Annotated in this window: 27 protein-coding genes and 1 tRNA gene; 3 read left to right on the top strand and 25 right to left on the bottom strand. The window is 74.1% G+C overall.

Features of this window, described 5'->3' with window-relative positions; genetic code table 11:
* Nucleotides 1–3 precede the first annotated feature (3 nt).
* Nucleotides 4–1,317 carry a TIGR04338 family metallohydrolase gene (locus ACPOLA_RS08205; protein ID WP_435769926.1) on the top strand — a complete coding sequence of 438 codons (1,314 nt, stop codon included), beginning with the start codon at nt 4–6 and terminating at the stop codon, nt 1,315–1,317.
* A gap of 6 nt (nt 1,318–1,323) precedes the next feature.
* Here ACPOLA_RS08205 and ACPOLA_RS08210 read toward each other — a convergent pair whose 3' ends face one another.
* Nucleotides 1,324–1,986 carry a type 1 glutamine amidotransferase family protein gene (locus ACPOLA_RS08210; RefSeq protein WP_435769927.1) on the bottom strand — a complete coding sequence of 221 codons (663 nt, stop codon included), beginning with the start codon at nt 1,984–1,986 and terminating at the stop codon, nt 1,324–1,326.
* On the bottom strand, nt 1,983–2,954 hold the full coding sequence (locus tag ACPOLA_RS08215) for a GlxA family transcriptional regulator (RefSeq protein ID WP_435769928.1): 972 nt from the start codon (nt 2,952–2,954) through the stop codon (nt 1,983–1,985). Before ACPOLA_RS08215 ends, ACPOLA_RS08210 begins: the two co-directional genes overlap by 4 nt.
* 72 nt (nt 2,955–3,026) lie before the next feature.
* On the opposite strand from ACPOLA_RS08215, the gene ACPOLA_RS08220 reads away from it, so the two are divergent.
* Nucleotides 3,027–3,167, top strand: coding sequence for a hypothetical protein (locus tag ACPOLA_RS08220; RefSeq protein ID WP_435769929.1), 141 nt, complete (start codon nt 3,027–3,029; stop codon nt 3,165–3,167).
* 16 nt (nt 3,168–3,183) lie between these two features.
* Here ACPOLA_RS08220 and ACPOLA_RS08225 read toward each other — a convergent pair whose 3' ends face one another.
* Nucleotides 3,184–4,449, bottom strand: coding sequence for an oxidoreductase (locus ACPOLA_RS08225; protein WP_435769930.1), 1,266 nt, complete (start codon nt 4,447–4,449; stop codon nt 3,184–3,186).
* A 158-nt stretch (nt 4,450–4,607) separates the two neighbouring features.
* On the opposite strand from ACPOLA_RS08225, the gene ACPOLA_RS08230 reads away from it, so the two are divergent.
* Nucleotides 4,608–5,090 carry a hypothetical protein gene (locus ACPOLA_RS08230; protein ID WP_435769931.1) on the top strand — a complete coding sequence of 161 codons (483 nt, stop codon included), beginning with the start codon at nt 4,608–4,610 and terminating at the stop codon, nt 5,088–5,090.
* A 17-nt stretch (nt 5,091–5,107) separates the two neighbouring features.
* On the opposite strand, the gene ACPOLA_RS08235 is transcribed toward ACPOLA_RS08230, so the two are convergent.
* From ACPOLA_RS08235 to ACPOLA_RS08340, 22 genes are all read right to left on the bottom strand, one after another.
* Entirely contained in the window at nt 5,108–6,307 is a 1,200-nt protein-coding gene (locus ACPOLA_RS08235; RefSeq protein WP_435769932.1) for a cation:proton antiporter, read from the bottom strand.
* Between the two features lie 86 nt (nt 6,308–6,393).
* Nucleotides 6,394–6,467: transfer RNA gene (locus tag ACPOLA_RS08240), tRNA-Pro, on the bottom strand.
* Nucleotides 6,468–6,554: 87 nt separating this feature from the next.
* Nucleotides 6,555–9,863, bottom strand: coding sequence for an error-prone DNA polymerase (locus ACPOLA_RS08245; protein ID WP_435769933.1), 3,309 nt, complete (start codon nt 9,861–9,863; stop codon nt 6,555–6,557).
* A gap of 9 nt (nt 9,864–9,872) precedes the next feature.
* Entirely contained in the window at nt 9,873–11,228 is a 1,356-nt protein-coding gene (locus tag ACPOLA_RS08250) for an HNH endonuclease (protein WP_435769934.1), read from the bottom strand.
* Between the two features lie 63 nt (nt 11,229–11,291).
* Nucleotides 11,292–12,002, bottom strand: a complete 711-nt coding sequence (locus tag ACPOLA_RS08255) for a hypothetical protein (protein ID WP_435769935.1) — start codon at nt 12,000–12,002, stop codon at nt 11,292–11,294.
* Complete coding sequence (locus tag ACPOLA_RS08260) at nt 11,999–12,688, bottom strand: hypothetical protein (RefSeq protein WP_435769936.1); 690 nt, start codon at nt 12,686–12,688, stop codon at nt 11,999–12,001. Before ACPOLA_RS08260 ends, ACPOLA_RS08255 begins: the two co-directional genes overlap by 4 nt.
* A gap of 209 nt (nt 12,689–12,897) precedes the next feature.
* The gene (locus ACPOLA_RS08265) at nt 12,898–13,518 is read right to left on the bottom strand and encodes a GyrI-like domain-containing protein (protein ID WP_435769937.1); all 621 of its coding nucleotides are present in this window, start codon (nt 13,516–13,518) and stop codon (nt 12,898–12,900) included.
* A gap of 36 nt (nt 13,519–13,554) precedes the next feature.
* Nucleotides 13,555–15,246, bottom strand: coding sequence for a DNA polymerase Y family protein (locus ACPOLA_RS08270; protein WP_435769938.1), 1,692 nt, complete (start codon nt 15,244–15,246; stop codon nt 13,555–13,557).
* A gap of 5 nt (nt 15,247–15,251) precedes the next feature.
* Nucleotides 15,252–15,857 (bottom strand): DnaE2-dependent mutagenesis accessory factor ImuA', encoded by a 606-nt coding sequence (gene imuA', locus ACPOLA_RS08275; RefSeq protein ID WP_435769939.1) that lies wholly within the window; start codon nt 15,855–15,857, stop codon nt 15,252–15,254.
* Between the two features lie 79 nt (nt 15,858–15,936).
* Complete coding sequence (gene der / locus ACPOLA_RS08280; protein WP_435769940.1) at nt 15,937–17,256, bottom strand: ribosome biogenesis GTPase Der; 1,320 nt, start codon at nt 17,254–17,256, stop codon at nt 15,937–15,939.
* A complete protein-coding gene (locus ACPOLA_RS08285; protein ID WP_435769941.1) occupies nt 17,249–17,968 on the bottom strand; it encodes a lysophospholipid acyltransferase family protein in 720 nt (239 codons plus the stop codon). The genes der and ACPOLA_RS08285 overlap by 8 nt, the downstream gene beginning before the upstream one ends.
* Nucleotides 17,965–18,678 (bottom strand): (d)CMP kinase, encoded by a 714-nt coding sequence (gene cmk / locus ACPOLA_RS08290; RefSeq protein WP_435769942.1) that lies wholly within the window; start codon nt 18,676–18,678, stop codon nt 17,965–17,967. The genes ACPOLA_RS08285 and cmk overlap by 4 nt, the downstream gene beginning before the upstream one ends.
* 9 nt (nt 18,679–18,687) lie before the next feature.
* Nucleotides 18,688–19,761 carry a prephenate dehydrogenase gene (locus ACPOLA_RS08295; RefSeq protein WP_435769943.1) on the bottom strand — a complete coding sequence of 358 codons (1,074 nt, stop codon included), beginning with the start codon at nt 19,759–19,761 and terminating at the stop codon, nt 18,688–18,690.
* Between the two features lie 10 nt (nt 19,762–19,771).
* Entirely contained in the window at nt 19,772–20,200 is a 429-nt protein-coding gene (locus ACPOLA_RS08300; RefSeq protein WP_435769944.1) for a VOC family protein, read from the bottom strand.
* The gene (locus tag ACPOLA_RS08305) at nt 20,197–21,021 is read right to left on the bottom strand and encodes a helix-turn-helix domain-containing protein (RefSeq protein ID WP_435769945.1); all 825 of its coding nucleotides are present in this window, start codon (nt 21,019–21,021) and stop codon (nt 20,197–20,199) included. The genes ACPOLA_RS08300 and ACPOLA_RS08305 overlap by 4 nt, the downstream gene beginning before the upstream one ends.
* Complete coding sequence (locus ACPOLA_RS08310; RefSeq protein ID WP_435769946.1) at nt 21,018–21,872, bottom strand: alpha/beta fold hydrolase; 855 nt, start codon at nt 21,870–21,872, stop codon at nt 21,018–21,020. Before ACPOLA_RS08310 ends, ACPOLA_RS08305 begins: the two co-directional genes overlap by 4 nt.
* Nucleotides 21,873–21,967: 95 nt before the next feature.
* Complete coding sequence (locus ACPOLA_RS08315; RefSeq protein WP_435769947.1) at nt 21,968–22,738, bottom strand: pseudouridine synthase; 771 nt, start codon at nt 22,736–22,738, stop codon at nt 21,968–21,970.
* On the bottom strand, nt 22,735–23,388 hold the full coding sequence (gene scpB / locus ACPOLA_RS08320) for an SMC-Scp complex subunit ScpB (RefSeq protein ID WP_435769948.1): 654 nt from the start codon (nt 23,386–23,388) through the stop codon (nt 22,735–22,737). Before scpB ends, ACPOLA_RS08315 begins: the two co-directional genes overlap by 4 nt.
* Complete coding sequence (locus ACPOLA_RS08325; RefSeq protein WP_435769949.1) at nt 23,381–24,259, bottom strand: segregation and condensation protein A; 879 nt, start codon at nt 24,257–24,259, stop codon at nt 23,381–23,383. The genes scpB and ACPOLA_RS08325 overlap by 8 nt, the downstream gene beginning before the upstream one ends.
* A gap of 7 nt (nt 24,260–24,266) precedes the next feature.
* On the bottom strand, nt 24,267–24,620 hold the full coding sequence (locus ACPOLA_RS08330; RefSeq protein WP_435769950.1) for a hypothetical protein: 354 nt from the start codon (nt 24,618–24,620) through the stop codon (nt 24,267–24,269).
* Nucleotides 24,617–25,477 carry a ParA family protein gene (locus ACPOLA_RS08335; RefSeq protein WP_435769953.1) on the bottom strand — a complete coding sequence of 287 codons (861 nt, stop codon included), beginning with the start codon at nt 25,475–25,477 and terminating at the stop codon, nt 24,617–24,619. Before ACPOLA_RS08335 ends, ACPOLA_RS08330 begins: the two co-directional genes overlap by 4 nt.
* Nucleotides 25,478–25,764: 287 nt before the next feature.
* Nucleotides 25,765–26,522, bottom strand: a 758-nt coding sequence (locus ACPOLA_RS08340) for a DUF3516 domain-containing protein (RefSeq protein WP_435769951.1), incomplete at its 5' end; no start/stop codon positions are given.

A 26,522-nucleotide genomic window follows, 5' to 3' on the forward strand; every position in this document is an offset into this window, starting at 1 on the left:
GTCGTGTCCGACACGCAGGCGGTCTACGCCGCCGAGGAGCTCTTCCGCAGCTGGCTCGACGCGGCCCGCCGGTCGCCCGGCGAGCCGGTGCGGGTGCGGATGGGCGACCAGGTGCGCGAGCTGGAGCCCGAGGTCGAGCCGCGGTTCACCGACCCCGCACACATCCAGGACTACGTCGACAAGGTGCTGGCCCACCTCGGCGAGGAGGTCCCGGTCGCCGTCCGCGCCCGCCGCGGCCACACGGTGGCCCACTACGAGCGCCACGAGCTGCCGGAGCGTGGGGTGATCGCCATCCCGCCGCGCGAGATCGGCGGCGCCTGGTCGCTGCGGGGCGCCGTGGTGCTCCACGAGATCGCCCACCACCTGGCCGACGACGACGGGCACGGCCAGGAGTTCCGCACCACGTTCCTGCGCCTGCTGGAGGACCTCGGCATGCCGGTGCAGGCCGACCTGCTCCACACCGCCTACCGCACCAGCGGCCTGGACACCGGCGTCGACGGCGAGGACCGCACCCTGCTCCGGATCGGCCGGCTGCTCCGGCAGGCCGAGCGCACCACCAACCAGGCCGAGCGCGACGCGTTCTTCGCCAAGGCGCAGGCCCTCGCCACCCGCCACCAGATCGCGCTCGCCGTCGCGCGGGCGTCCGCGAGCGCCGAGGAGCGACGCGAGGACCCGACCTGGGAGACGGTGCTGATCGGCGAGAGCGGCAAGCGCTCGCTCGCCCGCTACGTGCGGCTGGTGCTCGAGATCGCTCGCGCCAACGACGTCCGGGTGGCGATCTACACCAGCAACACCCGGGTGACGCTCTACGGGTTCCCCTCCGACATCGCGGTGGTGAAGGCGCTCTACGCCTCGCTGGTGACGCAGATGGTGGCCGACGCGGACGCCCACCTGCGGTCCGGCGCCCACAAGCACGACACCCGCCTCGTCTGGGACGACCGGCGGCGGGCCTGGCTGCAGAAGCCCGTGCACGGCTCCACCGCGCGGGCCGCCTTCTACGAGGCGTGGGCCGACCACGTCGGCGAGCGGCTGCAGTCGGCGCGCGACGAGACCCGACGAGCCGCCATCCGCGCCGACACCTCGGCGGAGGGGCCGGACGACTCGGGGGCGGCGCCGACGTCCACGGAGCTGGCGATCCGGGCCCGAGAGGTCGAGGTCGTCGACTACTTCGCCCACATGCAGGCCGAGCACGGCATCCGCGGCACCTGGAAGGGCGCCGCGACGGCCGGGCACGCCGCGCCGGGGTCCCACGAGGCCGGCGTCCGCGCGGCGGCCCGCGCTCGGCTGGGCACCGAGCGGGAGCTGCGCGGTCGGTGACCCGGCTCAGCCCACCAGCACGCCGTCGGGGGTGCGCGTGAGGTGGAGCGCCGTCCCGGCGCCGACCACGCGCGGGGCCCCGGCGCCGTCGACCACGAGGGCGGTGTGCTCGTCGACGGCCCACGCCTCCTCGACGAGGGCGGAGCGGACGGCGTGCACGGCACGGGACACGGTGCCCCACTGGGCGGCGTGCACGTCGACGGCGAACGGCACCCGGCCGAGCCCGTCGACGACGGTCACCTCCTGAAGGTCCTCCGAGGCGTCCTCCGAGCACACCTCCATGCCGCCGAGGAGCCAGCCGCCGGTGATCGCCCGGGAGGCGGCGATCGCCGCACCCGCGGAGAACCCGGCATAGGGCAGGGCCGCGAGGGCCTCGCGGGCCGGCACCACGAGCTCGGCGTACAGCGGAGTGAGGCCGCCGGCGACGAAGACGCCCGCCGCACCGCTGACGTCCTCGGCGGTCAGCGGGCGGCCGTCCACCACGACCACCGGCCGCACCGCGGCAGCGTCGCCGAGCACGCCCCGCCACCGGTCGAGGTCCACCCCCTCGCCCTCGTCGGCGACGACACAGGCCACCTCGCCGCCGCCCACCGCCTCGAGGAACGGCCCGAGCGCCTGCCGCACCCTCGCCTCGTCGCGACCTCCGCCCACCAGCACCGTGACCGTCATGCGGGCGAAGGTATCGCCCGGGTCGCGGCGAACGAAGCGCGGTAGCGGCGCGGCGAGACGCCGGTCGCCTGCACGAAGGCGGTCCGGAAGCTCGCCGGCGAGCCGTAGCCCACCCGGTAGCCGATCCGGTCGATCGGGAGGTCCGTCGACTCGAGCAGCTCCCTGGCCACCGCGACGCGCTCCCCCGTCACCCAGCGCATCGGGGTGGTGCGGACGTCGTGCTCGAAGCGGCGAGCCAGCGTGCGCGCGGACATCCCCGCCGCCGCACCCAGCTCGGCCAGCGTCACCGGGCGGTCGATCCGCTCCCGCAGCCACGCGCGGAGCTGGTCGAGCCAGCCCGCCGCGTCGTCCATCGGCTCCGCGGCGACGTACTGCGCCTGGTCGCCGTCGCGGTGCGAGGCGATGACCATGAAGCGGGCGATGGCGTTGGCCGCCTGCTCGCCGTGGTCCTGTCGGATGAGGTGGAGGCAGAGGTCGAGCCCGGCCGCCGACCCGGCGCTCGTCAGCACGCCGTCGTCGACGTAGAGAGCGCGGGCGTCGACCCGGACCGCCGGGTACCTCCGCTGCAGCAGGTCGGCGTGCCGCCAGTGCGTGGTGGCACGCCGGCCGTCGAGGAGGCCGGTCTCGGCGAGGGCGAAGCTGCCGGTGCACAGCGACGCGATCCGGGCGCCCCGCGCCGAGGCCTCCTGCAGGGCGGCGACGAGGGGCGCGCCGACCGGCTCCGCCGGCGGCACGGCCGGCACCAGCACGGTGTCGCTCTCGGCGACGGCGGAGAGCGGGCGGTCCGGCGTGAGCCGGGCGCCGGTGCTGGTCCGGACGCCCCGACGGTCACCGCAGAGGGTGACGTCGTAGAGCGGACCGTCGGCGCGGTCCCAGGGATAGCCGAGGGTCTCCAGCGGCATGCCGATCTCGAACAGCGTCATGCCGTCCACGAGCGGGATCGCGACCGTCGGTCGAGCGGTGACCATGTGGCAAGATGATAGCGAAGTATGGCGATCTTGCCACTCCTTCACGGGCGTCGGCGGTGCCACGGTGGAGCCATGGACCTCCGACGACTGCTCAGCTCCGCGGCATCGATCGCGCGCCGCTTCGCCGCCGGGATCGACGCCGGCTCGGCGATCCGGCACGGGCGCTCGGTGCCGCGCGACCACCCGGCGCGACGGTGCACCGGACCGGTGTGAGCGGCGGGGGTCCGGCCTAGCCCGGCTGGCCGGTGTTGCGGGACAGCGCCTGCCGCCGCCGCCGACCACCGAGACCGCGGGCGGCCTCGCCGACGACGAACCGGGTGGCGGCGGCCACGGCGCTAAGCGCCGGGTCGGGGTCCCGGCCGGCGCCCATCCGGCCGATCTGCGCCTCGTACCACTCCGACTCCCCGGCCAGGCCGGCGACGGTGGGCAGCTTGTAGCGGGGCAGCGGACCGCCGTCCTCGCCGCCGACGAGCCGGGCGGTCAGCCCGGGGTCGATCGCGAGCGGGCGACCGAGGCCGACCAGGTCCACCCCGCCGTCCTCGAGCAGGGCCGCCATCGCCGCCCTCGTCCGAATGCCGCCGGTCAGCATCACCGGCACGTCCCGGGCCGCGGAGCGCGCCCGCCGGGCGAAGCCGGCGAAGTACGCCTCCTTGACCGTCCCGTTGCCGGCGCGGGCGCCGGCGAGCTCCGACACCTCCCCGAACAGGGCGGGGTTCTCGTAGGTGCCGCCCGAGATCTCCAGCAGGTCGACGCCCTCGTCGACCAGGCGGCGGACCACCTGCTCGGCGTCGTCCTCGGTGAAGCCACCGTGCCGGAAGTCGGAGGAGTTCAGCTTCACCGAGACGGTGAAGCGGTCGCCGCCGGCCGCCCGCACCGCGCGGACCGCCTCCAGCAGCGCCGTCGCCCGGCCACCCAGGTCACCACCCCACCGGTCGGTGCGCCGGTTGACCCGCGGCGAGAGGAACTGGGCGAGCAGGTAGCCGTGGGCCGCGTGCACCTGGACGCCGTCGAGTCCCGCGTCGGCGCACATCCGGGCCGCGGTTGCGAAGCCGTCGATCACGGCCCGGATCTCCGCGTCGTCCAGCGCGCGCGGCCGCGCGAAGAGGCCTGCCATCCGGACCGCGCCGGCGTCGGCGCTCGGTGCCACGGGCCGCGAGGCGACGAACCGGTTCGTCTGCCGGCCCGGATGGTTGAGCTGCGCCAGCACGGGTGAGCCGGCGGCCGCCTGGCGGATCCGCGCCAACCGGGCGACGTCGAGGTGGCGGTCGGCGACGATGTTGCGGGTGCGCTCGAGGTACCGGCGATCCACCATCAGGTTGCCGGTGACGAGCAGACCACCGGCCGCGCCCGCGGCCCAGCGCCGGTAGAGCCGCTCGTGGGCGGCCGTCGGCTGGTTGTCGGCGTCGGCGAGGTTCTCCGTCATCGCCGCCTTCACGATCCGGTGCGGGAGCACCAGTCCGCTCGGCAGGGTCAGCGGATCCTCGATGCGGGCCACGGTTCCTCCTGGCGCGGGACGGAGACGACGGGCCCCGGACGTCCGGAGCCCCCGGCCATGATGGCGTACCCCGCCTCCGCGCCGCGCGGCGGTGCCGACGGGTGTGCCCGGAGCAGCGATGGGCACCGCCATGGCATCCCGGGACAGCAGGAGGACGCATGGAGGACGGGCCCAGCAAGGAGACGGCCGAGCCGTTGGTGAGGTCGCTGCGGAGCACGGTCGGCAGGGAGAGCACGACGTTCGGCTTCTCCATCCTCGCCACGGTGACCTTCGGGATGCTGACGTCCACGCACGGCCCACCGAGCACGCTGCGGGTCTTCGGGTACGCCGTGGGCGCGGTGATGTCGTTCACGATCCTCGAGGGACTGCTGTCCCACGGCTTCCGGCTGCCGATGCCGCAGCACGCCACCCAGACGCTCACCCTCGGCACCAGCCTCAACGTGGTTTCGGTGGTCGGCGCCCTCGCCCTGGCCTGGGCCTTCGCGGAGGCCACCAGCGGTCTTCTGGCCTGGGCGGGCGCGCCGCTGGTCGCCGGGACCGCCTACCTGCTGCTGGAGAGCCTCGAGGAGGCGGCGGCCGAGCGGGTGCTGGTCGCATCGGGCGACGGGGACGCCGAGGCCACGACGAACCAGGACTCGTGAGACCGCGTCGCCAGCGGTCAGGTCGGCCCTGGTGAGCTCTGCGGCCGGATGTCCTTCTCCACGAACTGGCGAGCCACCACGACGTCGGTGGAGGAGTGGGCGAGGATGGACAGGCTGACGGTGAGCGCGGTCAGGTGGAACAGCTCGTCGGCGAGGTCGATGCCGGACTCCAGCACGAGCAGCCCGTAGACGACCGAGGCGAACCCCTTCGGACCGAACCACATGGCGGCCGCCTGCTCCCGCAGCCCCAGTCCCGAGCCGAGGAACGACAGTCCGAGCGCGGCCGGACGGGCGACGACCAGGGCGAGGACGGCGAAGGCCCAGCCCGTCCAGGCGATCTCCTCGACCAGGAACGTGGGAGTCATCAGGGCGGCGAAGACCAGGATCGCGAGCAGCTTCAGCTGCTCGGCGATCAGCTCACCGAGCTGTTCGAACTCGTGCCGGAACTCCTCGGACATCGTCGCGACCGTGGTGCCGGCGGCGAAGGCGCCGAGGAAGAGGTTGGCGTGCGTCGTCAGGCACAGGCCGAGGACCAGGAGCCCGACGGCCGCCGGCAGCAGGGGCTGGAGGTGCTTGACGGCGGAGAAGAACCGCAGCCGCTCCAGCCGCAGCACCAGCCACGGCACCGCGACGCCGATCACGACGCCCAGGGCCAGCTCCGTCACCAGCGTCCAGCCGCCCGCCTCCGCACCGCTCGCGGCAGCGATGACCACCAGCACGACGGGCAACGCCAGGCCGTCGTTCACACCGGACTCGACGTTCAGCAGGCGGCGCAACCGTGGCGGCACCTCACGACGCCCGACGATGGCCGCAGCGAACACCGGGTCCGTGGGCGAGAGCACCGCCCCGAGCAGGAGGGACTCCAGCCAGGGCAGGCCGACCACCCAGTGCGCCAGGGCCGCGGTGATCATCAGCGTGAGCGGCAGGCCGAGCACCAGGGCGCGGCCGGGCAGCCGCCAGGCGCGCCGGAGATCCTTCAGCCCGGCCCGCATCCCGTCGCTGTACAGCACCGAGAACAGCGCGAGCTCGGCGAGCACCGACACGGCAGGGTCGCCGGACTGCACGTCGAGCACGCCGAACACGCCGGGACCGAGCAGGAACCCCGCGACCAGGAACAGCACCGCTGTCGACAGCACCGTCCGGTTGGCGAGCTCGGAGAGCAGCACGGCCGCCACGAGCAGAGCGGAGAAGGACACCACGAGGATCGGAATGTCCATCACATGCCCTGTCTGTCGCGGTCGCCACCGCCACGCGAACCGGCTTCGACCTGTCGTCTCTGCGCAGGTCGAAGCCGGTCCTTCGGTCGGGCTGACAGGATTTGAACCTGCGACCCCTTGACCCCCAGTCAAGTGCGCTACCAAGCTGCGCCACAGCCCGAAGCCCCGTCCCGGATCACCGTTCGGGGCGGACGGAACACTACCGCAGCGGACAGACCGAGCCCGAATCGGCTCCGGTGGCCGCGTGTCAGCGGAAGTCGCGCGAGGACTGCCGGGCCTGCAGGGCGGCCCCCGCTCCGGGGAGCACCGTGTCGAGGGGCTCGACCCGGTCGGCGACGAGGTTGGTGACGCCGTCCTCGCTCTCGACCTTGCCGCGGATCACGACCGCGACCCGGTTGCGCGCCGCCTGCCGATGGGCCCGCATCACGCCCTGGGAGCAGACGACGTTGAGCATCCCCGTCTCGTCCTCCAGGTTGAGGAAGGTGACTCCCCCGGCCGTCCCTGGCCGCTGCCGGTGGGTGACCAGGCCGGCGACGTGCACCCGGCGTCCGGACTCGACCTGGGCGAGGTCGGCCACCGCCCGCACCCCCGCCGCGGCCAGCGGCTCGCGGAAGTGCTGGATCGGGTGGACGTCGGTGGAGATCCGGGTGGACCAGAGGTCGGCCATGGTCACCTCCATCGCACTCATCCCCGGCAGCGTCGGAGGCGGCGGCGCCGGCGTGCTCCCCGGCAGCTGGCCCTCGCGCTCGGAGTAGCCCGCCATCCACAGCGCCTGCCGCCGGTCCATGCCGAACCCGTCGAACGCGCCCGCGGTCGCCAGCGCCTCCATCTGGGCGGCGGTGAGGCCGGCGCGCCGAGACAGGTCGCGGAGATCGGAGTACGGCGCCTCCGCGCGCATCGCGACGATGCGCCGGGCGAGCTCGCTGCCGATCCCCTTCACCTCGTCGAGCCCGAGCCGCACGGCCAGCCCGGCGTCGTACCGATGCCGGTCGGTGGCGCGGGGCTCGCAGGGCTCGAGGCCGGCCTGGGCGCCGGAGAGGGCGAGGTCGGGGCGGCGTACCTCGACGCCGTGGCGGCGGGCGTCGGCGACCAGCGACTGCGGCGAGTAGAAGCCCATCGGCTGGTTGCGCAGCAGGCCGGCGAGGAAGGCCGCCGGGTAGTGGAGCTTGAACCACGAGGAGGCGTAGACGAGCAGCGCGAAGCTGAGCGAGTGCGACTCGGCGAAGCCGAACCCGGCGAACGACAGGATCTTCACGTAGATCGCGTCGGCGTGGTCGCCGGTGATGCCCTTGCGGGCCATGCCGGCGTACAGCTTCTCCTTGATCCGCTCGATCCGCTCGATGCCGCGCTTGGAGCCCATCGCCCGGCGGAGCAGGTCGGCGTCGTCGCTGGTGCAGTCGCCGAGGGTCACCGCCATCGCCATCAGCTGCTCCTGGAAGAGCGGGACGCCGAGGGTGCGCTCGAGCACGGGCCGCAGCGAGGGATGGTCGTAGGTGACCGGCTCCTTGCCGGTGGCCCGGCGGATGTAGGGGTGCACGGCGCCGCCCTGGATGGGGCCCGGACGGATCAGCGCGATCTCGATCGCCAGGTCGTAGAAGCAGCGCGGCTTGAGCCGCGGCAGGGTGCCGATCTGGGCCCGCGACTCGACCTGGAAGACGCCGATCGAGTCGGCGCGGCACAGCATGTCGTAGACCTCGGGCTCCTCCTTGGGGATCGACTCGAGGGTCCAGCGGCGGCCGGTGTGCTCGTCGATCAGGCGCATCATGTGGTCGAGCGCGCCGAGCATGCCGAGACCGAGCAGGTCGAACTTGACCAGCCCCATCGACTCGCAGCCGTCCTTGTCCCACTGCAGCACCGTGCGTCCCGGCATCCGGGCCTTCTCGATCGGGCACACCTCCCCGATCGGGCGCTCGGTCAGCACCATCCCGCCGGAGTGGATGCCGAGGTGGCGCGGGGCGCCCATCAGCTCCTCGGCGAGGTCGACGACCTGCTCGGGGATGCCGAGGCCGCGTTCGACCTCCTTGCCCCAGCCGTCGATCTGCTTGGACCAGGCGTCCTGCTGTCCCGGCGAGAAGCCGAGCGCCTTCGCCGCGTCGCGCACCGCCATCCGGGGCCGGTAGCTGATCACGTTGCAGACCTGGGCGGCGTTGCGGCGGCCGTAGGTGTCATAGACCCACTGGATGACCTCCTCGCGGCGGTCGGAGTCGAAGTCGACGTCGATGTCGGGCTCCTCCTCACGGTGCTCGGAGATGAACCGCTCGAACGGCAGGTCGTAGAGGACGGAGTCGACCGCAGTGATCCCGAGCGCGTAGCAGACGGCCGAGCTGGCGGCCGAGCCGCGGCCCTGGCAGAGGATGCCGCGACCGCGGGCGAACGCGACGATGTCGTGGACGATGACGAAGTAGCCCGCGAAGTCCTTGCGGCAGATGACCTCGAGCTCCTTCTCCACCCGCTCGCGGGCACGCTGCTCGAGGTCACGCCCGGCGTAGCGCTCGGCGAAGCCGCGCTCGGTCAGCTCGCGCAGCCAGGTGCTCGGGGTGTGGCCCCGCGGGATCCCCTGCTTGGGCAGCTTGGGGGACGCCTTGCGGAGGTCGAACGCCAGCTCGCCGGCGAGCTCCACGGACCGGTGCACCGCGTCCGGGCGGTGGGCGAACCTGCGCAGCATCTCCTCGCCGCTGCGCAGGTGGGCGCCGCCGGAGAGGTCGAGCCAGCCGTCGAGCTCGGCGATGCTGCGGCGAGCCCGGACGGCGGCCATCGCGGCGGCGAGCCTGCGGCCGTCGGGCGTGGCGTGGTGGACGTTGCCGGTCGCGACGACGGGGAGCCGCCGGTCGTCGGCGATCCGCGCCAGCAGGTCGTTGACCTCGTCGGCCCCGGGGTGGTCGCCGGCGATCAGCTCGACCACGACGTTGTCACGCCCGAACCGGTCGACGAGGCGGTCGAGCTCGCCGGCGGCCGCGAGCGGGCCGTCGCGATGGAGGGTCTGCCGCACGGCACCCTTGCGGCAGCCGGTGAGGACCATCCAGTGGTCGCGGCCGCAGTCGGCCAGCTCGTCGAGGTCGTAGACCGGGCTGCCCTTCTCGGACGCGCGGAGCCCCGCCTCGGTGATCGCCCCCGAGAGCCGGTGGTAGCCCTCGACACCGCGCGCGAGGACCAGCAGGTGGCTCCCGCCGGGGTCGGGCACGCCGTTCTGCGCACCGTCGAGGCCGAGGGAGAGCTCTGCGCCGTAGACCGTCGGCATCCGGTAGTCGGTGCCGGCCTCGGCGAACAGCGGCGCGCCGGCGAAGCCGTCGTGGTCGGTGAGCGCGACGGCACTCAGCCCGAGCCGGGTGGCCTCCTTGACGAGGTCGGCCGGGGAGCTCGCCCCGTCGAGGAAGCTGAAGTGGCTGTGGCAGTGCAGCTCGGCGTACGGCGTGGCCTGCTCGGGCCGGGTGATCTCCACCGGCTCGCCGCGCGGCCGCTTGCGCCGCGAGACCGGGGCCTCGAGGGCGGCCGGGGCGCGCCCGGACAGGCGGCGCTCCAGCTCGCTCCACGGGACGGGTGGGTTGTTCCAGCCCATGGCGCAGCCTCAGGCGATGAGGGTGAACACGCCGGGACGGGTGCGGACGAAGCGTGGCTCGCGCCATCCCACCGGCGGCGGGACGGTGGACAGGTAGCGGTGTCCGCTCGGGGTGATCGTCTCGACCCGATGTCGCTCCCCTGGTCGGGTGGCGACCTGCTGGCTCCACCCGGTGGCCTGCTTGGCGTGGTTGCAGGCCTCGCACAGCCCTTGACCGTTCGCCTCGGTCGTCCTCCCGCCCTCGTCGACCGGGACGACGTGGTCACAGTGGCGGACCGGCGCATCGCACCAGGGGGTGCTGCAGATGCCGAGGCCGCGCTGGGCCAGGAAGGTGGCGAGACCTTCGGGGAAGGAGCGCTGCCTGCTGGTCATCGCGACCAGCCGGCCCAGCGGGTTGACGTAGAGCTTGCGGAACCAGGCACCGACCCCTGCGTCGAGGCCGCGGCTGACGAGCAGCCGGGCCACCTCCGCCGGAACCACCTCCGGCGGGACACCGTCAGCCGAGACCTCCGCCGGCGCGTGACCGCCGGCGAGCGCGGTGTCGGCGACCGTGATGTTGACGCAGACCGGGACGGGCGGCGGCGGGACCTGCTCCCCGCCGGAGCTGCCGGCTCCCGACAGCGGCAGGCCGGTGATCCGGGCGACCATGAGGTCGGACATGAGCTGACCCTTCGACCGCGGGTCCCCCGCGGCGCGCATCGCCGCCGCCTCCTTGGTGAGGGCGGCGATGACCGCGACACCCTGCGCGACCGGGAGGAGCCCCGTCACGTAGGTCATCGTGTCGGGCGCCGGCCGGATCGAGACGTGCCGGTCAGCCTCGGCGCGGCGCGCGCGGCGCGCGACCGCCGCCGGGTCCAGCTCGGCCACCATCCGCCTCACCCGCGTCAGGAGGCGCCGGGCACCCTCGCCTGCCAGGACGGCCGGGTCAGCGAAGAGCTCCTCGTCCACGAAGAGCCGCTGCTCGGCGCTCAGGCATCCCGTCTCCCGGGCGACGAGCAGGGCCCGGAACTCGTCGAGGCCGCCGTCCTTCAGCCGGGCCAGGGCGTGCGGCATCTCGGCGTGGAGCACCTTGGCCAGGCCGAGGTGGACCTGACCTCGGTGGGGCGACTCCCGCCGCGCCAGGGCGACCTCCGCCGCGATGCCGCGGCCCTGCCGGGCGGCCGGAACCCCGGCCGCGGCCTGCTCGGACCGACGGACCGCGTCGAACGCCACCGTCGCCTCGGCCTGCACCGCGCCGATGGCAGACTTGAGCTCCTCGAGCGCGGCGATGACATCGACCAGCTCGTGGGAGCCCTGGGGCAGCCGGCCGCCGACCAGGGAGTCACGAAGCTCCCTGACCTGCTCGGCGTTGAGGACGGCGTCCATGGACCGATTCTAGTCGAACACGTGTTCGAACGGAAGAATCTTGCCGCTGTTTTCGAGCGAGATCTAACGATCGCCCCGCTCGGGCACGATGCCCGAGCGACCCTCCCACGAGCCGTGCTCGGAGAGCGCGCGGAACCGGAAGGTCGCGAACTCGTGGTGGAAGTCGCGCCGCTCCCGCTCGCGCATCGCCGCGGCGTGCCGGGCCGGCTCGGACACGTCCGAGCGTCCGTGCACCATCTCGACCATCACGCGCACGCTCCGCCACACCGAGAACGTCGAGACCGTCCGCGGCGGGCGGAGGCCGGCGAGCGCGAGCGTGACGCCGGGATGGTCCCGCACGAGCCGCTCCACCGGCCTGCCGTGCCGGAGGAAGCGGGGGATCTCGGGGATCCGCATCCGGGCGAGCGTGACCGCCACGACCGGCTCGTCCCGCTGCCACTCGCCGGCGCGCTCGGGGAGCCCCGGGAGCGCGGCGATGCTCGACCAGCGACGCATGAACTCCAGCCGCACGTGCCATCCGCCCGCGAGCTCGCGTCCGAGCGGGTTGCGGGCCAGGAACCGGTCGAGGGCCGCTTCGTCGTGCCACTGCGCGAAGACGGCCAACCGGCCCAGCTGCAGCCGGTCGCGCGACACGACCGGTGCGCCGAGCCGCATGAGCGCGAGGCACTCGGCGTGGTCGAGGCCGGGGACGGTGGCCGGTGACGGCGGTCGCAGGAGGGCCCTCGTGCCGACCCTGCGCGGCACCTCGGCGAGGTGGAAGCTGTGGATCGTCACGACGCACGCTCGAGCTTGTAGTGCAGCCGCACCGCCGAGGCACCCCAGAGCCGCAGCTCGTGGTCGGTGCGCAGGGTGCCGTGGGGATCGACGTACAGGTGGAAGGTCTCGTGCAACGGCACCCTCGCCGCGTGCGCGCCCGAGCCGCGTACGACGACGTAGGCCCCGTCGTCGCCGAACCGGCCGCTCGGCGACTCCAGGAGGAGCGCCCCGTCGCCGACGACCGAGGGACGGAGGAAGACCTGGACGTTGCCCGACTCGAGCGGGAAGGCGACATGGACGCTGGGACGGTCGGCGCCGGGAAGGGTCCGCGCGGAGTACGCGCCGCTGAACACCGGCCGGCCACTCCCGCGCAGCGTCCGGGTCCACGCCGCTGCGACCTGGGTGCCGTGGCCGTCCAGGATCGGCGTGACGCGGCTGTCCATCCCGCGTGCGACGTCGAGCGGACGCATCGGCAGCGCGAGCTGCTCGACGCGACGGCCCCACAGGCGGGAGACCAGCTCACCGAACAGCCAGAACGCCGGAGACCAGCCGGTCCACACCTCCATCCGCCATGACGCGGTGTGCTCGTAGAAGCTGCGGACCAGGGGGTGCAGGCGTTGCGCGTCGAACCCCTGGCCCGTCGAGTACGGACATCGACGGCAGCAGCCCGGCCTGCGGGTCGTCCGGCCCCAGCGCGCCTCCATGCCGCGCCGCCTCGGCCTCGAGCCACTCGGTGCTCACCCGCGCCGACCGGCTCACCGGCGCGGCCAGCCACCGCTCCCGGCCGTCGAGGTCGATGCGGCGCCCGGTGACCTGCCAGAACTTCCGGGACCCGAGATCCAGCAGGTGCGGCACGGCCCGCATTCTGCCTCAGCCGCGACCCCGGCGCTGGCCCGGCGCCCGGGCCGCGCGCTCAGCCGTCGACCTCGACCGGCTGCCGCAGGATGGTCCGGAGCCTGGCCGGCTCCACCCGGCGCGGGTCGCTCAGGTAGATCTCGTGGTGCTTGCCGGTCATCCGGAGGCCGGCTTCCGGGATGAACACGTCGTGCAGCTGCGCGAGCACGGCGGCCTCGTCGTCGTACGGGCCGAGGTGGAGGGTCTGGACGCAGCGGCCCTCGTCGAGGGTCTCGAGCCGGACCTGGTCGAGGGCGTCCGGTGGCTCCGCCTTCTGCGCCACCTTCGCGACGGCGTCGTGGAACATCGGCTCCGTGATCCAGTCGGGCGTCAGGATCATGACCGTCCAGTCCCACTGCGACTTGTCGCGCGCGGAGGTGAACGCCGCCATGTCGGAGGCCCACCACAGGGCCTCCAGCGGCGGGACGACGTAGTCGCGGCCGAGGTCGAGCTTGTTGGCGAACTTCAGCGTGTAGGCGACGGGATACAGGGCGGCGAGGGCGGCGGCGTAGTCCGGGGACGTGTTCGGGTCGCCGTGCCCGTCGACCATGACGTACTGCAGCGGCGGCACGTCGACCACCCGGAACTCGCCGTGGCGGGCGCGGTAGCAGTCGAGTGTCTTCTTGAAGTCGGTCTTCACGTGGTGGCTCCTGGTCGCGGTCCATTGTGGCCTCGCTCAGTCGTACGCCGCCTCCACCTCCCACTCCCCCACGCCGGTGCCGGTGTCGCGCCACGTCAGCAGCCACGCCCGCCCGTCGACGCCGACGACCTGGAACCGCGCGGCCCGACCACCGGCGTCGGGACCCAGCCACCACGACTCGTCCACCGGCCACGGGCCCGCCCACGACGCCACGGGCACCCAGCGGTGGACCCGGAACCGCCACGGCGCAGCCGTCACCTGGCCGCGGGTGCTCACCGCGACCGGGCTGCCGGTCTCGTCGACCACCTCCGCCGCGACCGACTCGGCGAAGACCCGTGCCGGAGCGGGACCGGGGATCCGTCCGGGCCACGGCCGGTCGACCGGGCGCAGCCCGACCGCGCGCTCGCCCCACGGCACCAGGGCCTGGCGGTCGGCCGCCCCGCGTCCGCCCTGCAGCACGGGCACCCGTACGGCGTCGTAGCCGACCATCGCCTGGACGCGGGCCACGCCGCGGACGACCTGGTCGTCGGCACCGCCGCCCCACAGCCCGTCGGCGTGGTCGCCGGCCGGCTCGACGGTGTCGGGGAGGAACCGGACCCGCTCGACCGGGGCGCTGATCGTGGCGCCCAGCGACCTGCGGCTGCGCAGGCCGGACGACGCCATCCCGGCCTGGAGCTGCCAGTGCACCCGGTCGACGAGGTCGCGGGAGGTGAAGCAGCGCGGGTGCAGCCAGGTGCGGGCCGAGACACCCACCCCGGGAGTGCCGTCGGACCGGCTCTCGAACTCCGCCTCGACCCGCACCGCCGTCGCCACCAGCTGCCGGTCGGCCAGGCCGGCCACGAAACGCTCGGCCGTGGTGCGCACGCTGAAGGTCACTGCCTCGGCCGAGTCGAGGGGTGGCTCGAAGGCGATCTCGCACGCCAGCTCGGGGGGAGGCGTCCGGGAGGCCAGCCGGGTGACCTCCGTGCCGCGCACCCGGCGCCACACGTCGGCGCCGTAGGAGCCGAACCGGTTGGTCACCTCGGCCGCAGAGAGCGCGGCCAGCTCACCGAGCCGGACCAGCCCGAGCCGGCGCAGCAGGTCGGCGAGCTCAGCCCCCTCCTCGCCGTCGTCGGCGAGCACCGTCACCGGAAGGTCGCGCAGGAACTCCGCGGAGCCACCCGGCGGCACCACCTCGCACCCCTGCGGCGGCGCCAGGCGGGCCGCGCGCTCGGCGGCGTAGAGGTCGTCGGCGACACCGAACCGGCAGTCCCACACACCGGCGCCGACGAGGTGCTCGGCCACCAGTGCAGCAGCTGCCTGCTCGCCGTCGAGGCCGCCCCGCGCGAAGTAGCGCCCCGGCGCCGGCACGGCCAGCAGCCCCGGCCGCAGCGGCGCCACCCCCGGCCGGACCTCCTCGACCGCCGCCAGGACCGGCTCGAACCAGCGGGCGTCGCGGTCGGGGTTGGCCGCCAGCAGCACCAGCTCCGGGCAGCGGGCCTGGGCGTCGCGCCGGCGCTGGCCTCGGCGCACGCCCTCCTCCCGGGCCGCGTCGTTGCAGACCACCACCCGGTTGTTGGCGAGCACGGCGGCCGGTGCCCTGGCAGCGACCGGCCCCGCCGACCCGGTCGACCCGGTCGCCCCGGGACCGCCGGCCCCGACCGCCGGCCCCGCCCCGCCCGCGTCGGCCAGCTCGAGCAGCGCCGCGGTCACCGACCAGTCCGGGCACCAGACGACCAGCGTGCGCACGGCGGCTACTCCAGCGCCAGCTCGCGGCGCTGCACGCCCGCACCGCGGCGTACGGCGACCTGGACGCGACGCTCGCGGAGCCGGCCGCGGCCCTGGCCGATGCCCTGCCAGGTCGTCTGCTCTGCGGAGAGCCGCGCTTCGCAGCGTGGCCACTCGCCGTGCACGACCAGCACCGACGACCGCGCCCGGAGCCGGGCGTCGAGGATCGAGGCGGACTTGGGGTCCACGCCTCCCACCGGGCGCAGCACGACCACCTTGAGCACGTCGACCAGCGCGGCGGTGACCTCGAGCCAGTGCTCGCCCGGCGCGGGCACCAGGACGGTGCGGGACAGGTCGATGCCGAGCTGGTGGGCGGCCTCGGCGCCGAAGTCGCCCCAGCCGGCGAAGCCCACCCACTCCCCGGCCTGCGAGGCACCGGCGGCCAGGGCCATCGCCAGCGTCGCCGAGTCGACGGCATAGCTGCCGCCCGTGCGCAGCTGCACGAGCCCGTCGAACAGGGGCAGCGTCGGCACCGTCAGCCGGGTGGGGCCACCCTGGAGAGCCTGGATCCGGCCGCGCAGCTGCTCGACGACGGCGAGCGTGTCACGCGACTCGACGACCTGCAGGCTCATCCCCCCATGATCGAACAAATGTTCGAACGACGCAAGGTGAGCCCTCCGGTGAGCCCCACCGTGAGCCCCGCAAGCCGGCTCAGCGCTTGCGCTTCTCCCGCGGCTGCACCTTGATCTCGATCGGCGTGCCGACGAACCCGAACTCCTCGCGCAGCCGGCGCTCGATGTAGCGCTCGTAGCCGGCGTCGAGCCTGCCGGTCGTGAACAGCTTGAACGTCGGGTGGGCCACCTGCACCTGGGTGCCGAACAGCACCCGCGGCTGCTTGCCGCCGCGGACCGGGTGCGGGTGCTCGGCGACGAGCCGGCCGAGGAAGGCGTTGAGCGCGCCGGTGGGCACCCTGGTCTCCCAGCCCTCGAGCGCCCGGTCGAGGGCCGGGACCAGCCGGTCGATGTGCCAGCCGGTGCGGGCGGTCAGGTTGATCCGCGGCGCCCACTGCACCTGCACGAGGTCGCGCTCGATCTCGCGGTCGAGGTAGTAGCGGCGCTCGCTGTCGACCAGGTCCCACTTGTTGAAGGCGATCACCAGCGCCTTGCCGGCCTCCCGCACCTCCTGCAGGATCCGGACGTCCTGCTCGGCGATCGACTGGCTCCCGTCGAGCACGAGCACGCAGACCTCGGCACGCTCGATCGCGGTGGAGGTGCGCAGCCAGGCGTAGTACTCGTGCCCCGAGGCCTCCTTGACCCGCTTGCGGATGCCCGCGGTGTCGATGAATCGCCACGTCCGCCCGCCCAGCTCGACCAGCTCGTCGACCGGGTCGACGGTCGTGCCGGCGACGTTGTCGACGACCACCCGCTCCTCGCCGGCGAGCTGGTTGAGCAGCGAGGACTTGCCGACGTTGGGACGGCCCACGATGGCGACCCGTCGCGGACCGCCCACCTCCTCGGCCACCTCCTCCGTGGCCTCGGGCAGCACCTTCAGCACGGCGTCCAGCAGGTCGCCCGAGCCGCGCCCGTGGAGCGCGGAGACGGTGTGCGGCTCGCCGAGCCCGAGGTTCCACAGCGCGTGCGCCTCCGCCTCGGCGCGCTCGTCGTCGACCTTGTTGGCCGCGAGCACCACCGGCTTGCCCGACTTGCGCAGCACCCGGACGACGGCCTCGTCGGCATCGGTGATGCCCACCGCGGCGTCCACCACGAAGAGGACCGCGTCGGCGAGGCTGACCGCGATCTCTGCCTGCGCCTTGATCCGCTCTGCCATGCCGCGGGCGTCGGGGTCCCAGCCGCCGGTGTCGACGACCGTGAACGCCCGGCCGCTCCACTCCGCGTCGTAGGAGACGCGGTCGCGGGTCACGCCGGGGACGTCCTCGACGACGGCCTCCCGCCGACCGAGGATCCGGTTGACCAGGGTCGACTTGCCGACGTTGGGACGCCCCACGACAGCGAGCACGGGGGTGTCAGTCATCAAGGTCTCCTACCGGGAGCGGGCCGGGAAGGCTCCGCCCCGTCTCGTCCAGGGCGTCGGCGAGCCCTGCGAGCATGTGCTCGTGCAGTGCGGCCGAGGTCAGTCGCACATTCTCCCGCGTCCGGGGCCACGGCACCGCATCGACGGGCACCGGCTCCCCCACCACGATGTCGATCCGGGCTCCCTTGGCCGGCAGCGAGCCGCTGGAGCCGCCCGGCTCACGGGTCCCCACGAACGTCATCGGTACGACGGTCGCGCCCGTCACCATCGCCAGGTAGGCCGCCCCGGTGCGGAAGGTGAGCAGGTCGCCCGGACCTCGCCGCCCCTCCGGGAAGACGCCGATCACACGGCCCTCGCGCAGCACGTGCAGCGCCGCCCGCACCGCGCCCGGGTCGGCGTTGAAGCGATCGACGGGGATCTGGCCGACCAGGCGCAGGAAGGAGCCGACGACCCCCTTGAACATCTCGATCTTCGTCAGGGCGTGCACCGGGCGGGGGGCGAAGATCGCCATCAGCGGGCCGTCGACGATGCCGATGTGGTTGGCGGCCACCACCACCGGGCCGGTGCGGGGGAAGCGCTCCGGGTGGTGCACCCGGACGTCGTACCGCCGGCGGATCAGCCAGCGGCCGAACGGCCGGCCGCTCTCGAGCAGCCACCGCGTGGGGTGGCGCGCGGTGTCGCTGCGGGGACGCTCGAGGTGGGCCCGCCTCACACGCGCTCCATCACCAGGCCCACGACGAGGTCCACGACCTCCTCGAGGGTGAGGTCGGTGGAGTCGATGTGGACGGCGCCGTCGGCCATCGTCAGCGGCGCGACGGCGCGGCCGGAGTCGATCCGGTCCCGGGCGAGGAGCGACTCGCGGGTGGCGCCGCCGTCGGCGCCGCCGTTCTCGAGCGCGCGCCGGGCGGCGCGGGCCGCCGGGTCGGCGGTCAGGTAGACCTTGACCTCGGCCTGGGGCCAGACGACCGAGCCGATGTCACGGCCCTCGACGACGATGCCGCCGCGGTGGCCACCGACGGGGGCGACGATCTCGCGCTGCAGCGCGACCAGCCGCTCGCGCACCGCGGGCACGGTGCTGACCGGCGAGACCGCACCGTTGACCTCGTCGCTGCGGATCTCGACCGAGACGTCGGTGCCGTCGACGGTGATCGTCGGCGCGAGCGGGTCGGTGCCGGACTCGATCACCGGGGTGCCGGCATGGGCGGCGACGGCCTCGGCGTCATGCACGTCGACGCCGTTGCGCAGCATCCACCAGGTCATGGCGCGGTACTGGGCGCCGGTGTCGAGGTAGCGCAGCCCGAGCCGGTCGGCGACCGCGCGGCAGGTGCTCGACTTGCCCGACCCCGAGGTGCCGTCGACCGCGACGACCACTCCGGAGGCGGTCGGTGCGGGCGAGGATCCGGTGCTGGCCGACGCGTTCACGGCCGCAGACTACCGGTGCGTGACCCAGCCCTTCGACTCGAGCGCGGTGCGCAGCTCCTCGGTCCGGTCGGCCGCGACGTCGAGCTCCACGAGCCCGACCGGGCGTCCCGGGTCGTGGTCGATGCGCACGTCCTCGATGTTGACGCCGCTGTCCCCGGCGTCGGCGAACAGCCGGGCCAGCTCGCCCGGATGGTCGGGTACGGCGACCCGGACCGCGTCCATCGGCTGCGGCGGGCCGCCGTGCTTGCCGGGGATCGCACGGGTGCCGGCGAGGCCGTGGCTGAGCAGCGACTCCAGCCCGGACCGGTCGCCGGTCCCGACCGCGTCGATCAGCAGCTCCAGCCGGTCGCGGACCTCGGCGAGGAGCGAGGCGACGGCCGGGGCGTTGCCCCCGATGATCTGGCTGTAGAGCCGCGGGTCGCCCCCGGCGACGCGGGTGACGTCGCGGATCCCGGTGCCCGAGAGCGCGAGGTGCTCGGGCGCGGCGCCCGCGAGGGTGCCCGCGACGAGCGAGGCCAGCAGGTGCGGCACGTGGGAGGTCCGGGCGACCGCCTTGTCGTGCTCGGCGGGCGTCAGCCGGACGGGCGTCGCCCCGCAGAGCGCGACCAGCGCCTCCACGACGCGGACGGCGGCCGGCGCGGCGCCGGGTCCCGGCGCGATGGCCCAGGGGCGGCCGTCGAAGAGGATCGCGCTGGCCGAGAGGGGGCCGGAGTGCTCGGTGCCGGCCATCGGGTGGCTGCCGACGTAGCGGCCGACCGCAGGGTGGTCGGCGACGGCGGCCAGCGGCGCGGCCTTCACGCTGCCGACGTCGGTCACGACGGTCTCGGGCCCGGCGGCGTCGAGCGCGGCCCGGATCGCCTCCCCCAGCGCGTCCGGCGGTACGGCGACCACGACGAGCTGCGGCTCGTCGGCCGCCGCGCGGGGGCGACCCGCACCCAGCCCGGACGCCGTCCGGACGTGCTCGGGCGCGGTGTCGGTCAGCAGCACGTCGAGCCCGGCCCGGCGGCAGGCCAGCGCGATCGAGGTGCCGATCAGGCCGGTGCCGACCACCTCGACAGGGCCGGTGAGGACCAGGTCGCTCATCCCGCAAAGGCTAGGGGATGGCGTCGGCCCCCGGTTGGTAGGACCCGAAGGACCAGTGGTTGCCCTCCGGGTCGAGCACGCTGCCGCCGCGACCGCCGAAGTCCTTGTCCTCCATCGGCCGTTGCACGGTGGCGCCCGCCGCGACGGCCCGCTCGAAGGCCGCGTCGGGGTCGGCGGTGACCAGGTAGGTGCCCGCCTTGCCCGGCTCGTGCAGCGGGCTGTCGTCGCGCTCGGTGCCGAACATCAGACCGCCCCCCTCGGGCCAGACCCACTCCGCGTGCTCGACCGTGCCGTCCTCGGCCCGGTAGGTGATGTGCTCCTGGAACCCGACAGCGCGCAGCCAGGCCATCATCGCGTCGGCGTCGCGGAAGGCGATGCACTGCCAGAGCCGCACGTCTGCGGCGCGGCCGTCCTTGCTCTGGGTCGTCGTCTCGCTCATGCCTTCGACGATGCCGCGCCTCGAGGGCCGGGGTCTTGAACGAATGGGAACTCCTCGCGCAGCCAGGTCGTCGGCGTGCAACCGGCGAGGGCCGTCCACTCCCGGCTGAGGTGCGCCTGGTCGCTGTAGCCGCAGCGGGCGGCGACCTCGGCCAGCGGCCGGTGACCGAGCAGCCGCCGGGCGGACTGGAACCTCGCCAGCCGCTGGAAGTCCTTCGGCGCCAGCCCGCACTCCGCCCGCACCAGGCTGGTGAGCCGGCGCCGGCTGTAGCCGACCTCCCCGGCCGCGTCCGCCACCCGCGCGCCGAGGGCCAGGCTGCGCAGCGCGCGGCCGACCTCGGCCCCCGGGGCGGGGTCGCCGGCCTCCGCGACCAGGCCCGCCACCGTGCGGTCGACGAGCGCCACCCTGGCCGGCCAGGTGGCGGTCGCGTGCAGCCGCTCGGGCAGCTCGAGGAGCGACGGCGCCAGCCCGTCGACCTCGCCGAGGTCGGTGAGGGCCCCGGCCAGCGCGGCCGCGGGCCGGCCGAGCAGCGCCCGGGCACCGCGCATCGTGAGGGCGAGCTGGATGCCGCGCTGGGCACCGGTGTGGTGGATCGCGGCCGGCGTGGTGTGCAGGCCGGCGAGCGACGACCAGCCGGCGTGCTCGGAGCCCTGCCGGTCCGCCCAGGAGACCCGCAGCGGCTCCCCGATCGGCAGCACGACGGTCAGCGTGGTGGACGGCAGGCCGCGATGGATCCCCGGCGCGCCGAAGTCGACGTCGTAGGGGACCCGCGCGGCGACGTACGTCCGGAGCGCCGCGGGAACCGGGGGGACCGCGATCACACCTCCACGGTAGCCAGCACCTCACGCAACCGGGAGGCGAACGCGTCCGGCTGACCGGGATAGCCGGACTCGCCGTCCGAGAAGCCGCCGTGGTGGCTGGGGAAGACGACCGCCTCCTGCCCGAGGTGGTGTGCCAGGGCGACCGCGGTGCGCCCGGTGAACGTGCCGGCCGACTCCTCGCCCACGGCGACCAGGATCGCGGTCGCTGCGTCCTCGAGCGCCCGCACCTCGGGCAGGTAGTCGCTCACGGCCCAGGAGCGGTCGGAGAGCAGCGGGTCGTCCCGCGACCCGTCGTCCTCCGCGGGAAGTCCCATCGCGGCCGGGTCCGGCGGCGGCTGGGAGAAGTAGGCGTCGGTGTACTCGCCCTGCCACGAGGTCATCGCGATGAAGGCCGCCATGCCGGCACCCCAGCCGTGCCGGTCGTAGGCGTCGCGCACCTCCGCCCGCGCACGGGCGGCGTGGTCGGCGTCGGGCAGGACCGGGAGCGTCGGGGGCTCGTGGGCGACCAGGACCGCGACGTCGCCGGGGTGCGCGGCGACCAGCGCCAGGGCGGTGACCGCGCCGCCGCTGCTGCCGAAGACGTCGACCGGACCGCCGCCGATCGCCTCGATCACGGCGTGCAGGTCCTCGGCCTGGACCCGGGGGTCGAAGTCGGACCGCCCGTCCTTGCGCTTGCTGCGCCCGATGCCGCGCGGGTCGTAGGTGATCACCGTGCGCTCCGGCATCCGGGCTGCGAGCGCCCGGAAGCCGGAGGCGTCCATCGGCTGGCCGACCAGCAGCAGCGGCCGGAGCCCGTCCGACGCGGATCGCGCGGGGTGCACGTCGTAGGCGAGGTCCACCTGGTCGGTCACCAGGGTGTGTGTCGTGGCTGAAGAGGTGGTGGTCATGGCCGTGCTGACCACCGCCACCCGCGGAACTCATCGCCGCCGGACCGACCGCTCCCGGATCAGAGGTCGAGGAGCTCCAGCAGCTCGCCGAGCTCGTCGTCGGTCAGCTCGCGGATCTGCCCGGCCTGGAGACCGCCCAGCTCGACGGGCCCGAACCGGGTGCGGCTCAGCTGGCGCACCGGGTGCCCGACCTGGTCGAGCAGCCGGCGCACGATCCGGTTGCGGCCCTCGTGGATGACGAGCTCCACGATCGAGCGCCCACCCATGGAGTCGAGCACCCGGGCCCGGCGTACCTGGACCGGTCCGTCATCCAGGGTGACGCCGGCGAGGAGGTCGGCGACGGTGCCCTTGGCGACCCGGCCGGCGACCTCCGCGACGTAGGTCTTCTCGACCTCGAACGACGGATGGGCCATCCGGTGCGCGAAGTCGCCGTCGTTGGTGAGCAGGAGCAGTCCGGAGGTGTCGGTGTCGAGCCGGCCGACGTGGAAGAGCCGCACCTCCTCCCGGTCCTCGGGCTGCCACTCCCGCACGACGTCGGTCAGCGTGCGGCGACCCTCGGGGTCGCTCATCGTCGACACCACGCCCCGCGGCTTGTTGAGCACCAGGTAGACGTGGTCCGAGACCGGCGGCAGCCGCCGGCCGGAGACCTTCACCACTGCCGTGCGGGGGTCGACCTTCGTGCCGAGCCGGGTGACGACCTCGCCGTCCACCTCGACCTCGCCGGCGAGCATCAGCTCCTCGCAGCGGCGTCGCGAGGCGACCCCGGACTGGGCGAGCAGCTTCTGGAGCCGGACCAGGCCGTCGTCGTCGACGGCGATCTCGCGGGTCACGCGTCCGACTCCCCCGACTGCTCCTCGTCCGCCGCGCCGGCGGGCTGCTCGGCTGCCTGCTCGTCCTGGCGGGCGCCGGCCAGCTCCTCCTCCATCTCCGCGAGGTCGGGCAGGTGCGGGGCGAGCTCGGGCAGCTCGTCGAGGGAGACGATCCCGATCCGCTCGAGGAAGTACGACGTGGTGCGGTAGAGCGTGGCGCCGTGCTCACCGTCCTGACCGGCCTCCTCGACCAGGCCGCGGTTGAGCAGCGTGCGCATCACTCCGTCGACGTTGACGCCGCGCACCGCCGAGACCCGCGCGCGCGACACCGGCTGCTGGTAGGCGACCACGGCCAGCGTCTCCAGCGCGGCCTGGGTGAGCCGCGCCTGCTGGCCCTCCAGCACGAACGCCTCGACGACCGGGGCGAACTCCTCGCGGGTGTAGAACCGCCACCCGCCGGCGACGTTGCGCAGCTCGAAGCCGCGGCCCTGCTCGTCGTACTCGGCCCGCAGCCCGGTGAGGGCCTCGGCCACCTCCGGTGGCGGGTAGCCGACCGCGGTCGCCAGGGCGAGCTCGTCGAGCGGCTGGTCGGCGACCATGAGCACCGCCTCGAGCGCGGGCCGGAGCGCCGCGACGGGGACGGGCAGGGCCTCGTCGACCTGGTCAGTCATCGGTCTGGTCCTCCCTGGATGGCTCGGGCGGCTCCGGCAGCTGCGGAGCCCCGTCGAACTCGTCGGTGATCACGGCGTCCACGTCGACCTCCTCGTCGCCGGTCCACCGCACGGTGAGCTCGCCCAGCGGCGTCACCTGGTCGAACGCGACGGCCCCCTCGCGGAACAGCTCGAGCAGGGAGAGGAACCGGGCGACCGTGGTGAGGGTGTCGGGCGAGTCGCCGCAGAGGGCGCGGAAGGTCATCGTGCCACTGCGGCGCAGCCGGTCCATCACGATGGTCGCCTGCTCGCGCACGCTGACGGTCGGGGCGTGGATGTGGTGCAGGGTGAGCTCGAGCTCGGGCTTGGGCTCCATCGCCTTCGCCGCCAGCGCCGCGAAGGCGTCCAGGCCGATGCCGATGAGCACCTCCGGCAGCAGGCCGGCGAACCTCTCCTCGAGGCCGACCGCGCGCGGGTGCCGCTTCGCCTCCGCCTGGAGCCGCCGGTCGAGCACCGCCGCCACCTGCTTGTAGGCCTTGTACTGCAACAGCCGGGCGAAGAGCAGGTCGCGGGCCTCGAGCAGCGCGAGGTCCTCCTCGTCCTCGACGTCGCCCTGGGGCAACAGCCGCGCGGCCTTGAGGTCGAGCAGGGTGGAGGCGACGAGCAGGAAGGAGGTGGTCTCCTCCAGGTCGACGCCGCCGCTGCCCGAGAGGCTCTTGACGTGGGCGATGAACTCGTCGGTGACCTGGGACAGCGCGATCTCGGTGACGTCGAGCTTGTGCTTGGAGATCAGGTTGAGGAGCAGGTCGAAGGGGCCCTCGAAGTTGTCCAGCCGGACCTCGAAGCCCGCCCGCGAGGCCGCCTCGGCGGTCGGGGCCTCCTCGGTGGTCACCCAAACATCATGACTCACGCAGGCGCCTGACCAGCGCGGAGTCCTCCCCGTCGGACTCGAACTCGGCCAGCACCAGGTGCAGCGCCTCCCGGACCAGCCGGCCGCGGTCGACGACGAGGCCGAGCTCGCCGCGCAGCCGCAGCCGGGTCTGCTCCAGCTCCATCAGCTCCGCGGAGGTGACGTAGACGGTGATCTTCTCGTCGTGGCGGACCCGCCCGCTGGGCTTCTTGGGCGTCTCTGCGCCGTCTGCGCCGTCTGGGCCGCCGGGGCCGTCGGGGGCGTCGGGCACCGCGCGCACCGCACGCGGCGACTCCGGCTCCCCGGTCGCCCGGAACAGGTCGTCGGCCGCCGGCAGGCTCACGCGTCGAGGCACCGCAGCGCCACCTCCTTGGCCAGCTGGCGGTAGGCCTCGGCGCCCGAGGACCCCGAGGCGTACGACGTGATCGGCTCGCCCGCGACGGTGGAGTCGGAAAACTTCACGGTCCGGCGGATCACGGTGTGGAAGACCTTGTCGCCCCAGGCCTGCACCAGGCGCTCGAGCACCTCCCGGCCGTGGAGCGTGCGGCCGTCGTACATCGTGCCGAGCACGCCGTCGACCTCGAGCGCGGGGTTGAGGCGCTCCTTGACCTTGTCGATGGTCGCCTTGAGCAGCGCGACCCCGCGCAGCGCGAAGTACTCGCACTCCAGCGGCACGATCACGCCGTGGGAGGCCGTGAGCGCGTTGACGGTCAGCAGGCCCAGCGACGGCTGGCAGTCGATCAGGATGACGTCGTAGCGCTCGAGCGCGGGAGCCAGCACCCGCTGCAGGGTCTGCTCGCGCGCCACCTCGTGCACCAGCTGCACCTCGGCCGCGGACAGGTCGATGTTGGAGGGCAGCAGGTCCATGCCGGGCACGCCGGAGGGCACGACCACGTCGTCGATCGTGGTCTCCCGGTCCATCAGCAGGTTGTAGACGGTGGAGTCCATCTCGTGCGGGTTGAGGCCCAGCCCGACCGACAGCGAGCCCTGCGGGTCGAAGTCGACGAGCAGCACCTTGCGGCCGTACTCCGCGAGCGCGGCGCCGAGGTTGATGGTGGTCGTGGTCTTGCCGACCCCGCCCTTCTGGTTGCACATCGAGATCACGCGGGCGTGGCCGTGCTCGGCCACCGGGCGCGGGTCGGGCAGGAACGGCATCGGCCGGCCGGTCGGGCCGAGCTCGGTGGTCGCCCCGGCGCTCATCGCGGACTCCGGGAACTGGAGCGTCGCCGCGACGTCCGCGCCACCGCGGGCATCACGAGCATCGAGCAGATCGCGTGCGTCGTCGTGGCCGCGCGCCGGGACCGGCGTCCGCGGCGGCATGTCGGGTGCACTGGAACCTCCGTGGAGACCGACCATCGCCCTCACCTCTGTCTGTCGGTTGCGGGCCACTTCCCCATGGCCCGGGACTTCCTCCATCCAACAATGTCGACACGGCGACATTGGGGAGGACGCGCCGCCCGCGCCGAACTGTCCGCGCGCGTCGGCGCTCAGCCGCCGAGCCGGCGCATCTCCTCGACCCGGACGACCGCCTCGCCGACCTCGTCGGAGGCGCCCAGGTCGACCACCGCCTCGAGCACCCAGTCGTGGTGCCCTTCGGGGTCGTGGAGGGTCTGCACCACGCGCCACACGCCTCCGGTGACGTCCTTCTCGACCGCGAGCAGGTCGGGTCCGCGCGCGTCGGCGTCGGTAAGCACCCGGTCGTGCTCCTGGTAGTAGTCGTCGAGCGCCCGGTCCCAGCGGTCGGAGGTCATCACGACCTCCCGGGCCGGCTCGGTGGCCTCCGCCGCGGCCGCCTCCAGCGCGGCGAGGGCCGGCACGTCGTCGCGGGCGACCAGGTCGACCCGGCGCCACAGCGCGTTGCGCACCATCACCTCGAAGACCCGGCCCTGTTGGCTGAGCGGCCGCGGCGGCGGAGGCGGCGCGTGCTCGGCGACGGTGGCCGGCACGTGGGTCGGGTCGTTCAGCGCCTCCCACTCGTCGAGCAGCGAGGAGTCGACCTGCCGCACCGTCTCCCCGAGCCACTCCACGAGCACCTCCAGCTCCTCGGTGCGGTACGACGCCGGGACGGTCTGCCGCAGGGCGCGGTAGGCGTCGGTGAGGTAGCGGAGCACCAGCCCCTCCGAGCGGGCGACCTGGTAGCGCGACACCAGGTCGGTGAAGCCCATGCCCTGCTCCCACATCTCCCGGACCACCGACTTGGGCGCGAGCGCGTCGGGCGAGAGCCACGGATGGCGCTCGCGGTAGG

It is taken from the genome of Nocardioides proteolyticus, assembly GCF_051280635.3.
GTDB lineage: Bacteria > Actinomycetota > Actinomycetes > Propionibacteriales > Nocardioidaceae > Nocardioides.